This is a genomic window from Massilia sp. 9096 (assembly GCF_000745265.1).
GTDB lineage: Bacteria > Pseudomonadota > Gammaproteobacteria > Burkholderiales > Burkholderiaceae_D > Telluria.
Genome location: NZ_JQNN01000001.1, coordinates 1,855,618 through 1,866,800, shown reverse-complemented (window position 1 = coordinate 1,866,800; position 11,183 = coordinate 1,855,618). Strand labels below are relative to the sequence as shown.

Below are 11,183 nucleotides of genomic sequence, written 5' to 3'. Positions count from 1 at the left end.
GCGCGCGGCGCGGCGCGGCGCAGCCACGGCGATCGGCGCCGGCTTATTTCCCTTGCGCGTTCGGTGCGCTCTGACCCGCGCCGGCGTTCGCACCCGATCCCGCACCGCCGCCGCCGCCGGAGGCGCCACCCGAGCCGCCGCCCTGGTCCGCATCGTAATCCGGCAGATCCTGCTGTTTGCCTTCGTCGAGTTTCGACTGGCGCTGCGCCAGCCAGGCGTCGCGCACGAACAGGTATTTGTCCAGCGCCGCCTGCTCGAGCAGGTTGGTGGCGTCGAGGTAGCGGGCGCGCGCGCTGACGAAGTTCACGCCCCAAAGGCTGTTGCGCCAGGCCGGGTCCATCTGGTTGGCCGGTGCGATGTACTGGTCGACGCCGGTGCCGGCGGCGTCGCGGAAGGTGCTCGGCCCGAACAGCGGCAGCACCAGGTAGGGGCCGGTCGGCACGCCGTAGTGGCCCAGCGTCAGGCCGAAGTCCTGGTCGTGTTTCTGGATGCCGCTCTTGCCCGCGACGTCGAACAGGCCCAGCACGCCGAAGGTGCTGTTGACCGCGAAACGGGTCACGTCCGACATGCCGTCCTTGAAGCGCCCCTGGGCGAAATCGTTGAACGCGACCGTCACGTCGCCCAGGTTAGAGAAGAAGTTCGAGACGCCGGTGCGGATCGGCGAGGGCACGACCTTGTTGTAGCCGCGTGCGACCGGCTTGGCGACGGTGCGGTCGAGTGCGTCGTTGAAGCGCCAGGTGGCGCGGTTGAGCGGCTCGAGCGGGTCGGCCGGGTTGCGCTCCGGTCCGGTGGCGCAGCCGCTCAGCGGGGCGACGGCGGCGGCGATGGCGGCGGCCGCGAGCAGGCGGCCGGCCGGCGGCAGGGTGCGTGGTGTGGCTTGCATGCGGTGTCCAGTCATGGTTGTGGTTTCAATGGGAGGCGGGCGGCGCCGTGCGTGGGCGGCCCAGCAGGATGGGTTGGAAGAACACGGCGCCGATCAGCGTGCAGACCAGCGACAGCACCAGCAGTTCGCCCATGCTGGCCGTGCCCGGGTGGTGCGACAGCCACAGGCTGCCGAAGGCCGTGCCGGTGGTGGCGGCGCTGACGACGATGGCTTCGGTGAGCCCGTGCTGGAGCAAGGCCGCTTCGCCGCTGCGCCAGGCCATCACGTAATAGATCTTGAAGGCGACGCCGACGCCGAGCAGCAGCGGCAGCGCGATGATGTTGGCGAAGTTCAGCGAGATCCCGAGCAGCACGCTGGCTTCCAGCGTGACCAGGCCCGACACCAGCAGCGGCACCATCGTCAGCAGCACGTCGCCGAAGCGGCGGAAGGTGATCCACAACAGCAGCGTGATCGTGGCCACGGCCAGCAGCGCGGCCTGGATGAAGGCGTCGACGATCAGGTCGGCCGCGCCCATCACCGAGATCGGGCCGCCGGCCGCTTGCGGCGCCACCGACTGCACCGCGCGGGCGAACTGGCGCAGGCGCGTGTCTTCGCCGATGCGCTCGCCGCTGGCGCTGCCGTGCGCCTTGGCAGCGGCATCGGCGCGGCGCGGGGTGACGTCGACCAGGGCCCGGCCATCGGCGGCGATCCAGTTGCGCTTGATCTCCGGCGGCAGGCTGTCCAGCGTCACCGGCGCGGCCTGCAGCGCCAGGGCCAGCGTGCCGAGGGCCAGGCGCAGCGGTTGGGCGATCGCGCGTTCGGCGCGCTCGCGCGTGGGCGCGTCCGCGCGCGCGAGCTTGCCCAGGGCCTGGCTCAGGCGCGTGGCCTGGCCGGCGCCCGCGCCGGGATGATCGAGCGCGGCGTTGCGCAGCGCGATCGCCGCCGCGCGCAGCGACGCGACGCGCGCGGCATCGGTCGCCGGCGCCAGCGGCTGTTGCGCCAGCACCGGGGCCAGCACCGTCGCCAGCGCGCCGATGCGCTGCAGTTTTTCCGGCTGCCCAACCGGCACCATGCTGGCCAGCGTCACCACGCGCGCCACCTCGGGCAGACGCTCGATGCGCGCGGCTGTGGCCTGGGCCTGGGCCAGCGTCGGCGCCAGCACCTGGATGTTGTCCAGGCCGATGTCGGTGCTGCGCGACAGCGCGGTCAAGGCCACCATCGACTCGCTGCGCGGGTCCTTCAGGTGCAGCGGGTTGAAGTCGAAGTTCAGGTGGCGCAGCAAAGGCAGGCCGGCCGCGACCAGCACCAGCGTGCCCAACAGCAGCGGCTTGCGGTGCGACTGCAGCACGCGGTCGAGCGGGGCCAGGCGCGGAAAGCCGGGAGCGACTTTGCTCGGCGGCGGGTTGAACAGGCGGATCAGCGCCGGCAGCACGGTCAGGCAGGACGGCAGCGCCACGACCAGGATGCCGACCCCGGCGATCAGCCCGAGCTCGGCGACGCCGCGGTAGGCGGTCGGCAGGAAAGCGAAGAAGCCGAAGGTGGTGGCCACTGCCGCCAGCGTCAGCGGCAGGGCGATCGCGCGGCCGGCCGCGTGCAGCGCCTCGGCCGGCGTCGTCTGTGCGTGGTGCAGCTCGCGAAAGCGCACGCCGAACTGGATGCCGAAGTCGATGCCGATGCCGACGAACAGGATCGCGAACGCGATCGAGATCAGGTTCAGTGCGCCGACCATCAAGACACCCAGCGCCGCGGTCAGCGCCAGCCCGCCGGCCATCGTCAAGGCCACGGCGACGATCATTTTGCCCGAGCGTAGCGCGTACCACAGCAGCGCCGTCACCAGCGCCAGCGCCAGGATGCCGGAGAACGCCGAGCCTTCCTGCAGCGAGGCGAATTCGTCGTCGGACAGGGGAATCGGCCCGGTCAGCGCGACGCTGGCGCCGTAGCGCTCGGCCAGGCGCAGATCGCGCGCGCTGGCGCGGATCGTATCGGCCGCGGCGGCGCCCGGCATCAGGTCGTTGAAGTCGAGCACCGGCCGGACTTCGACCAGGGCGAACGACTGCGCCGGGGGGCTGGCGTCCATCACGGTCTGCCAGGACAGCGCGGCGGGGCGGTTGGCCAGCACGCCTTCGACCGCGTCGGCGCTGCGCCCGAGCAGCGGGGCCATGCCGCCGAGCGTGAGCTGGCCGGTCTGCAGCGGCGTGCCGAGCGAGACCGACAGCAGGTTCGCCAGACCGCGCAGCGACGGATCGTGGGCCAGGGCGTTGAGCAGCGGCCGGGCGTCGCGCAGGCCATCCGTCATGTCGGCCAATTGCTTTGGTTCCAGGTAGAGCAGACCGTTGCGGCGAAAGAACTCGGCGCCTTCGCCCAGGCTGACCGAACGGAAGCGGGCCGGCTGGCGCTCCAGCGCCGCGGCCAGTTCGCGCGCCGCCGCAGCCGCCAGCTCGGGCGCGGGGGCGCGCACCACGGCCAGCGTGGTGTCGCCGCGTTCCGGAAAGGCTTTGGCGATCGCCGCATCGCGCTTGGCCCAGGCCGCGCCGGGGTCCATCAGGCGCCCGACGTCGGTGGTGATGGCGAAATGGTTGGCGACGTAGACGCAGGCGGCCGCCACCAGAAGGACGAAGGCGGCCACGACCGTCCAAGCGTGGCGTGCGGAAAGGTCGACGATGCGGGCGATCAGCTTGGTCAGCATGCGATGAAGCGCAAATCGGTTAATAACAAAGAGATAAGACATTAGAACCGAGAACGCCATGCGGCACCGCACGATAGGCCGGTTCCACGGCGCGTGCCGACACGGGTGCGGGCGAGCGCAGGCGCAAACGCCGCCGTCGCCGTGCTTTCGGCTACACTGTGGGCACCCGCGCCTTGTCGGGCTGCCAATCCGGAGAGTCTACGATGAAATTGCCGATCTTGTTGTCGCTGGGCTTGCTCGGGCCGATGGGCGCGGGTCTCGCACCCGCAGCTCAGGCTCAGCAGGCACAGCAGGCCCAGGGCGCGACGGCCGACAGCCGCGCGCCGGAGCAGCTGGTCAAGTCCACGATCGATCGCGTGATGGCCGCGATCAAGGGCGATGCCGGTGCGCGCGCGGGCGACCCCGAGCGCACCTACCAGCTGGTGCAGCAGCACTTCCTGCCTGCCACCGACTTCCGGCTGACCACGCAGTACGCGGTCGGCAGCGCCTGGGCCTCGGCCACGCCCGCCCAGCGCGACGCCCTGTTCAAGCAGTTCCAGACGCTGCTGGCGCGCACCTACGCGCTGCAGCTGACCCAGCTGCAAGCGCAGAACACCAGCTTCAAATACCCGGGCGCGGCCGCGCCTGCCGCAAACGCCACCGACACCGTGGTGCGCACCAGCGTGGTGACCGACGGCGACACGATGCCGATCGACTACCGCCTGCGCAAGAGCGCGGCCGGCTGGCGCATCTACGACATCAACATGATGGGCGCCTGGATGATCCAGGTGTACCGCCGCCAGTTCGCGGCCCAGCTGGCCTCCGGCGGCGTCGACGGCTTGATCAAGTACCTGGCGGCGCACAACGCGGCGCCGTGACGCCGTGCGCGGCAGCCTGCTGCGCTAGACGCGCTGCGCGCTGGCGGCCCGTTCGCGGCGCCACGCGCGCGCCTCGAACCATTGCCACGACAGCAGGGCCGGGATGCCGAGCACGATCTCGCGCATGCGCTTGACCAGGGCCAGCGACAGCGCGACTTCGCCGCCCACGCCGGCCAGCATCCCGAACAGCAGCACCGCCGCTTCCTGCACGCCCAGGCCGGCCGGCACCATGAAGCCGGCGTGGCGCACCGCCTGGCTGAGCGCTTCGATGGCCACCGCCGTCCCGGCATCGACCGGATGGCCGAGCAGGCGCAGCGCGTACCAGGTCTCGAAGCTGCCGAGTAAGTAGGACAGCAGTTGCCAGGCCAGCGCACGCAGCAGGCGCGCGCGCTGCTTCATGAGGGTGCCGATGGCGCTGTCGAGCGCCGCGCCCTGCATCGATCCGTCGATCGACAGCGCCGCCAGCGTCTTCTCGCCGAACGCGCGCAGCGCGAAGCGCTCGAGGCGCTGGAACGCCTGGCCGCCGCGCAGCAGCCACCACGCCAGGGCCGGCAGCGGCAGCGACAACAGCAGGCTGGCGGCGATCACCCAGACCTGGTCGGCGCCGCCGGCGATGCGCGCCATCAGCACCACGCCCAGCCCGCAGAACAGGTAGAGCACGCCGATCGTCAACAGCACCTCGACGATCACGCTGGCGGTGACGCCGGCGGTGTCGGGAATGCGCGTGCGCGCCAGGCGCACGCCGGCCACTTCGCCGCCGATGCCGGCCGCGGGCAGCAGGCGATTGACGGCTTCGCGCACCAGCGCCACCCACAGCAGGAAACCGAGGCCGGCGCGCGCGGGTGTCGACGGCGTCGACGCAGGCCGGGGTTGCAGCAGCGGTTCCAGCAAAATGCGCCAGGCCCAGGTGTCCATCGCCAGCGTGACGATGCGCGCCGGGACCAGCAGCAGCAGCGGCCAGCCGGCGTGCTCGAACACGCGCAGCACGTCGCGCCAGCCCTGCCAGAGGACCAGTGCGACCAGCAGCGCCAGGCCGGCGATCACGCCCAGGATCGTCAGGCGTTTCATCGTGACGCTTTCATCGTCGTGCTTTCATTCTCGTGTGTTCATGCGGCCAGCAGGTCGGAAAAGCCGCCGAAGCGGTAGCCCTGCGCGCGCAGGCGCTCGCACGCGTGCGCGACGCGAGGCGAGACCAGGGCCGCGAATTCATCACGATGGCGGTAACCCATCATCGACGGCGCGATCGCGGCGCCCGATTCGAGCGCCGGGTGCAGGTACAGTTCGCCGACGCCATGCGGAGGCAGGCCCTGCAGCGCAGCGAGCAGCGCGTCCTCGTCGAAGCGGCCGGACAGCTGCAGGCCGACGATGTAATCGTTGTGGGCCACGCCGGCGGCGCGCAGGCGCGCGCGCAGCAGCAGCATCCACGGGCGCAGCCAGGCGGGGACGGTCGATTCCATCGGCAGGCGCACCGCGCGCAGGCCGAATTCGCGCCCGATCGACAGCAACAGCGACAGCACGGTCGGGTGCAGATGGAAATGCTTGTGGGCGTTGACGTGGTCCAGCGGCAGGCCGGTGGCGGCGAAGGCCTCGAACTGGGCGCGGATCTCCATGGCCAGCTGGCGCCGCACGTGCGGCAGGAAGAAGAAGCGCACGCCGTCGCGCGCCATGTTGGAGCCGAAGCGTCCGGAAGCGTCGACCAGGGCCGCAATCCGCTCCGGCGGCAGGGTCGGCGCCCCGTCGGCCAGCACCAGGTGCAGCCCGACGCGCAGGCTGGGGCAGGCGCGCGCGCGGGCGGCGGCGTCCTGCGCGGCGGGACTGCCGACCATCAGGCTGGTGGCCGACAGGATGCCTTCGCGGTGGGCGCGCTCGACCGCCGCGTTGACGCTTTCGTGCAGGCCGAAGTCGTCGGCGGTGACGATCAGTCCCGGACCCGTCACGCCTGCTCGGCGCCGTGCGCGCGCAGGAAGCGGAAGAACTCGACGCCTTCGCGCAGGCGGCGCTTGGTCATGTCCCAGCTCTTCATCATCTCGCGCACGATCTCCCAGATCTTGGAAGGACGGAAGTAGAAGCTGCGGTAGAAGCGCTCGACGCCGTGGAACATCTCCTCGCTCGACAGGTGCGGGTAGTTCAGCGCGGCCAGCTGCACGCCGCTCTCGCTGACCAGGTTGATCGTCTTGTTGGGCGGGATCCACTCGTTCTCGATCGCCTGGTCGTACAGCCGGGTGCCGGGGTAGGGCGCAGCCAGCGAGACCTGGATCGTGTGCGGATTGATCTCCTTGGCGAACTCGATCGACTTGGCGATGGTCTCCTGCGTTTCGCCCGGCAGGCCGAGGATGAAGGTGCCGTGGATCATGATACCCAGCTTGCGGCAGTCTTCCGCGAAGCGCCGTGCGATGTCGGTGCGCAGGCCCTTCTTGATGTTCAGGAGGATCTGGTCGTCGCCGGATTCGTAACCGACCAGCAGCAGGCGCAGGCCGTTGTCCTTCATGATCTTCAGCGTCGAATACGGCACGTTGGCCTTGGCGTTGCACGACCAGGTCACGCCGAGCTTGCCCAGGCCGCGCGCGATTTCCTCGGCGCGCGGGCGGAAGTCGGTGAAGGTATCGTCGTCGAACATGATCTCCTTCACTTCCGGCATGTTCTCCTTGATCCACTTGACTTCTTCGATCACGCTCTCGGCCGAGCGGATGCGGTAGCGGTGTCCGCCCACGGTCTGCGGCCACAGGCAGAAGCTGCAGCGCGAACGGCAGCCGCGCCCGGTGTACAGCGACACGTACGGGTAATTCAGGTAGCCGATGAAGTAGTTCTTGATGTTCAGGTCGCGCTTGTACACGGGCGAGACGAACGGCAGCTCGTCCATGTTCTCGATCATCGGGCGCGGTGCGTTGTGCTTGACCTTGCCGTCCGCGTCCTTCCAGCTGATGCCGGCGATGTCGGACAGGCTCTGGCCTTCGGCGACGTCGCGGCAGGTGTAGTCGAACTCTTCACGCGCGACGAAGTCGATGGCGGCGCTGGCCTGCAGCGACGGGCCCGGGTCGACCATCACCTTGGCGCCGACCATGCCGATCATGACGGCGGGATTGCGCTCCTTGACCAGCTCGGCGAAGCGGGCGTCGCTCGGGAACGAGGGCGTGCTGGTGTGGATGATCACCAGCTCGTAGTCCTTGGCGATGTCGAGCGTCTGCGCGATCGTCAAGCCATCGGCCGGCGCGTCGAGCACGCGGCTGCCCGGCACCAGCGCGGCCGGCTGGGCCAGCCAGGTCGGGTACCAGAACGATTTGATCTCGCGCTTGGCCTGGTAGCGCGAACCGGCGCCGCCGTCGAAGCCGTCGAATGACGGCGCTTGCAGAAACAGGGTCTTCTTCATGTTGGACTCCGCCTTGGTTCAGGTTTTTTGAGTGATACGATCGGGTTGGGGTATGGGTTTTGGTGTCGAGTGCGATTCGCTGCGCCGGTCGACCGCCAGGCGATGCTCGCGCCAGCGCGTGGTGGCGCCGGCAAAGCCGCTGAGCCATTCGAGCAGCAGCAGGCCGTCGCGCAGGGGCGCCAGCAACAGGCCGATGCCGGGCGCCGCACGCCGTTGCAGCAGCACGCGCGCCGCCAGGCCGAGCGCGCCGACGAGCGCGTTCCACCACGCGGGCGCCAGCAGCAGGCCGAGGACGAGCATCGGCAGTGTGAAGGTGACGAAACAGAACGCATAGCCGGGGCCGTTGAGCGAGCGGATCGTCTGCATCCAGCGCCGCTCGCGCCGCCACAGCGCTTGGAGACTTTGTTCGGTGACGTCGGTGCCGACCACGACGTCGGACAGGACGGTGCGCAAGCCCTGCCGGCGGGTGAGCTCGCCCAGCCAGAAATCGTCGGCCAGCCGGTCCTTCAGCACCTCGAAGCCGCCGATGGCGCGCAAGGCGTCCAGCCGCAGCGCGATCGTCGCGCCGAAGCCGAACTCGCTGCTGCCGCCGCGGCTGGCCACCGCCACCGACGGCGCGAACCAGGTGTCGATGAACAGCGCGCCGACGCGGCTCCACAAGCCGCCTTCAGGAATGCCGCGGTACAGGCAGGTGACGATGCCGGCCTGAGGATCCGCGAGCGGCGCGCTGACGCGTTCCAGGTAGTCGGCATCGACGGCGATGTCGCTGTCGGCCAGCACCAGCCAGGGGTGGCGCGCCGCCGCCATCATGTTGATCAGGTTGCTGACCTTGAGGTTGCCGCCATGGACGCGCGGATCGACCACCAGTTCCATGTCCACCGCCGGGTAGCGCGCCTGCAGGCGCCGCACCACGGCGATGGCCGGATCGTCCGCCGCGCGCACGCCGAACACGATCTGGTAGTGCGGGTGGGTCTGGCGGCACAGGGTGTCGAGGTTGGCTTCGAGACGCGCTTCGAATCCGCACAGCGGCTTCAGGACCGTTACCGGCTGCCGCGCAAGGTCCGGGCGCGCGCCCGCACTTGCGCCTGCGCCCGCGCGCGTCCACGTGCGCGGACGGCACAGCAGCGCCGCCAGCCCGTACAGCGTGGCGAGCGTCGTCAGCAGCGTTCCGGCGACGGTGAAGGCGAGCGGCATCCTCTGGTGTCCTGGCTGGTTGGGGAAGCGTCAGCCCGGCTTGGCCGCGCTGGCCGTCGCGCTCGCCGGCGTGGTGGCGCGCCGGCCGCGGATCTCTTCCAGCTTGATCGCCACGTGGCGCGAGTGCACGTACTGGGCCGGACGCTGGCCTTCGAGCGCGATGTCCGGCGCCATCGGACCCGAGGTCGCGACGCCTTTCAGGGCGACCTTGGCGGCCTTGAGCGGGCTGGAGATGGTGTCGATCACGGCGCTGGCCTCGTAGCCGCTGTGGACCATGCAGTTGGCGCATTTCTCGTACTTGCCGGTGCCGTAGGCGTCCCAGTCGGTTTCTTCCATCAGCGCCTTGAAGGTCGGGGCATAGCCCTCGCCCAGCAGGTAGCACGGACGCTGCCAGCCGAACACGGTGCGCGCCGGGTTGCCCCAGGGCGTGCAGTGGTAGGTCTGGTTCCCGGCCAGGAAATCGAGGAACAGGCTGGACTGGCTGAAGGCCCAGCGCTTGCCGCCTTCGCCGCGCTTGAGGATGTCGCGGAACAGCTGCTTGGTGGCGGTGCGGTTCAGGAAGTGTTCCTGTTCCGGCGCGCGCTCGTAGGCGTAACCCGGCGACACCGTGATACCGTCCACGCCCATCTCCTTGACCGTGTCGAAGAAGCCGGCGACGCGCTCGGCGTTGGCGTCGTTGAACAGCGTGCAGTTGATGTTGACGCGAAAGCCCGCTTCCTTGGCCTTGCGGATCGCGGCCACGGCGCGCTTGTAGACGCCGGCCTGGCTGACCGCGCGGTCATGGGTCTCTTCGTCGCCATCCAGGTGCACCGACCAGACGAAGAAGGGGCTCGGCTTGTACTGGTCGAGCTTCTTTTCCATCAGGAGGGCGTTGGTGCACAGGTAGACGAACTTCTTGCGTTCGATGATGCCTTCGACGATGGCCGGCATGTCCTTGTGCAGCAGCGGCTCGCCGCCGGCGATCGAGACCACCGGCGCGCCGCATTCGTCGACGGCGCCGAGGCACTCTTCGATCGACAGGCGCTGGTCGAGGATCTCGGTCGGGTAGTCGATCTTGCCGCAGCCCGAGCACGCCAGGTTGCAGCGGAACAGCGGCTCGAGCATCAGCGCCAGCGGGTAGCGCTTCTCGCCGGCCAGGTGCTTGCGCATCACGTAGGCGCCGACCAGGGTCTTTTGGAGCAGGGGAATGGCCATGGGTTCTCCAGGATTTTTGAAATGGGTCAGGCGGGGATGCCGGCCAGCTCGGCCGGCAGGCGGAATTCGACGCGCTCGACCAGGCCGTCCATCGTCGTGATGTCGACGGGGCCGAGGCGGCGCAATGCATTGATCACGTGCTCGACCATCGCTTCGGGCGCCGAGGCGCCGGCCGTGATGCCGACCGTGGCGGCGCCGAGCACCCAGGACGCATCAAACTCGTTGCCGCTGGCGAGCAGGTAGCTCGGCACGCCGCATTCGGCGCCGATCTCGCGCAGGCGGTTCGAGTTCGAGCTGTTGGCCGCGCCGACGATCAGCAGCACGTCGACCTGCTTGCACAGCTCGCGCACCGCGCGCTGGCGGTTTTGCGTGGCGTAGCAGATGTCGCGCACGTCCGGGCCGACGATGTCGGAAAAGCGCCGTTCCAGGGCGGCGATGATGCCGCGCGTGTCGTCGACGCTGAGCGTGGTCTGGGTGACGTAGGCGACCGGCGCATCCACGGGCAGGTCGAGCGCGGCGACGCCGGCTTCGTCCTGCACCAGCAGCACGCGGCCGTCGATCTGGCCCATCGTGCCTTCGACCTCGGGGTGGCCGGCGTGGCCGATCAGGATCACGGTGCGTCCGCTGGCGGCGTACTGGCGGCCCTGCACGTGGACCTTGGCCACCAGCGGGCAGGTGGCGTCCAGCACGTGCAGGCCGCGCGCGCGCGCGTCGCCTTCGACCGTGCGCGACACGCCGTGCGCGGAAAAGATCGTCACGGCGTCGTTCGGCACCTGGTCCAGTTCCTCGACGAACACCGCGCCCTGGTCGCGCAGGCCCTGCACCACGTGCTTGTTGTGGACGATCTCGTGGCGTACGTACACCGGGGCGCCGTGGCGTTCGAGCGAGCGCTCGACGATCTCGATGGCGCGGACGACGCCGGCGCAAAAGCCGCGCGGCTGGGCAAGGACGACTCTCATGGTCGTTCTCCGTGGTGGATGGTGGTCAATGATGGGACCGCAGCCGGGTTCGATGCGCACGTAC

The 11,183-nt window shown here is 69.8% G+C and carries 9 protein-coding genes; 1 reads left to right on the top strand and 8 read right to left on the bottom strand.

Going from position 1 to position 11,183, the window contains the following annotated elements; all coding sequences use genetic code 11:
* Positions 1-43: 43 nt before the first annotated feature.
* A complete protein-coding gene (locus FA90_RS07970) occupies positions 44-883 on the bottom strand; it encodes a VacJ family lipoprotein (protein WP_051971571.1) in 840 nt (279 codons plus the stop codon).
* Between the two features lie 25 nt (positions 884-908).
* Positions 909-3,548 (bottom strand): MMPL family transporter, encoded by a 2,640-nt coding sequence (locus FA90_RS07965; protein ID WP_036167709.1) that lies wholly within the window; start codon positions 3,546-3,548, stop codon positions 909-911.
* Positions 3,549-3,751: 203 nt separating this feature from the next.
* On the opposite strand from FA90_RS07965, the gene FA90_RS07960 reads away from it, so the two are divergent.
* Positions 3,752-4,405: a phospholipid-binding protein MlaC gene (locus FA90_RS07960; RefSeq protein ID WP_239700591.1), complete on the top strand. Its 654-nt coding sequence runs from the start codon at positions 3,752-3,754 to the stop codon at positions 4,403-4,405.
* Positions 4,406-4,429: 24 nt separating this feature from the next.
* On the opposite strand, the gene FA90_RS07955 is transcribed toward FA90_RS07960, so the two are convergent.
* Genes FA90_RS07955 through ispH form a run of 6 tightly spaced genes read right to left on the bottom strand, consistent with a single transcriptional unit; the run spans position 4,430 to position 11,119 of the window.
* A complete protein-coding gene (locus FA90_RS07955; RefSeq protein WP_036167697.1) occupies positions 4,430-5,473 on the bottom strand; it encodes a lysylphosphatidylglycerol synthase domain-containing protein in 1,044 nt (347 codons plus the stop codon).
* A 38-nt stretch (positions 5,474-5,511) separates the two neighbouring features.
* The gene (gene hpnK, locus FA90_RS07950) at positions 5,512-6,342 is read right to left on the bottom strand and encodes a hopanoid biosynthesis-associated protein HpnK (RefSeq protein WP_036167694.1); all 831 of its coding nucleotides are present in this window, start codon (positions 6,340-6,342) and stop codon (positions 5,512-5,514) included.
* Complete coding sequence (hpnJ, locus tag FA90_RS07945; RefSeq protein ID WP_036167691.1) at positions 6,339-7,772, bottom strand: hopanoid biosynthesis associated radical SAM protein HpnJ; 1,434 nt, start codon at positions 7,770-7,772, stop codon at positions 6,339-6,341. Before hpnJ ends, hpnK begins: the two co-directional genes overlap by 4 nt.
* Before the next feature lie 18 nt (positions 7,773-7,790).
* A complete protein-coding gene (gene hpnI / locus FA90_RS07940; protein WP_051971570.1) occupies positions 7,791-8,966 on the bottom strand; it encodes a bacteriohopanetetrol glucosamine biosynthesis glycosyltransferase HpnI in 1,176 nt (391 codons plus the stop codon).
* 30 nt (positions 8,967-8,996) lie between these two features.
* A complete protein-coding gene (gene hpnH, locus FA90_RS07935) occupies positions 8,997-10,160 on the bottom strand; it encodes an adenosyl-hopene transferase HpnH (RefSeq protein WP_036167689.1) in 1,164 nt (387 codons plus the stop codon).
* A gap of 26 nt (positions 10,161-10,186) precedes the next feature.
* Positions 10,187-11,119 (bottom strand): 4-hydroxy-3-methylbut-2-enyl diphosphate reductase, encoded by a 933-nt coding sequence (gene ispH / locus FA90_RS07930; protein ID WP_036167686.1) that lies wholly within the window; start codon positions 11,117-11,119, stop codon positions 10,187-10,189.
* Positions 11,120-11,183: the final 64 nt, after the last annotated feature.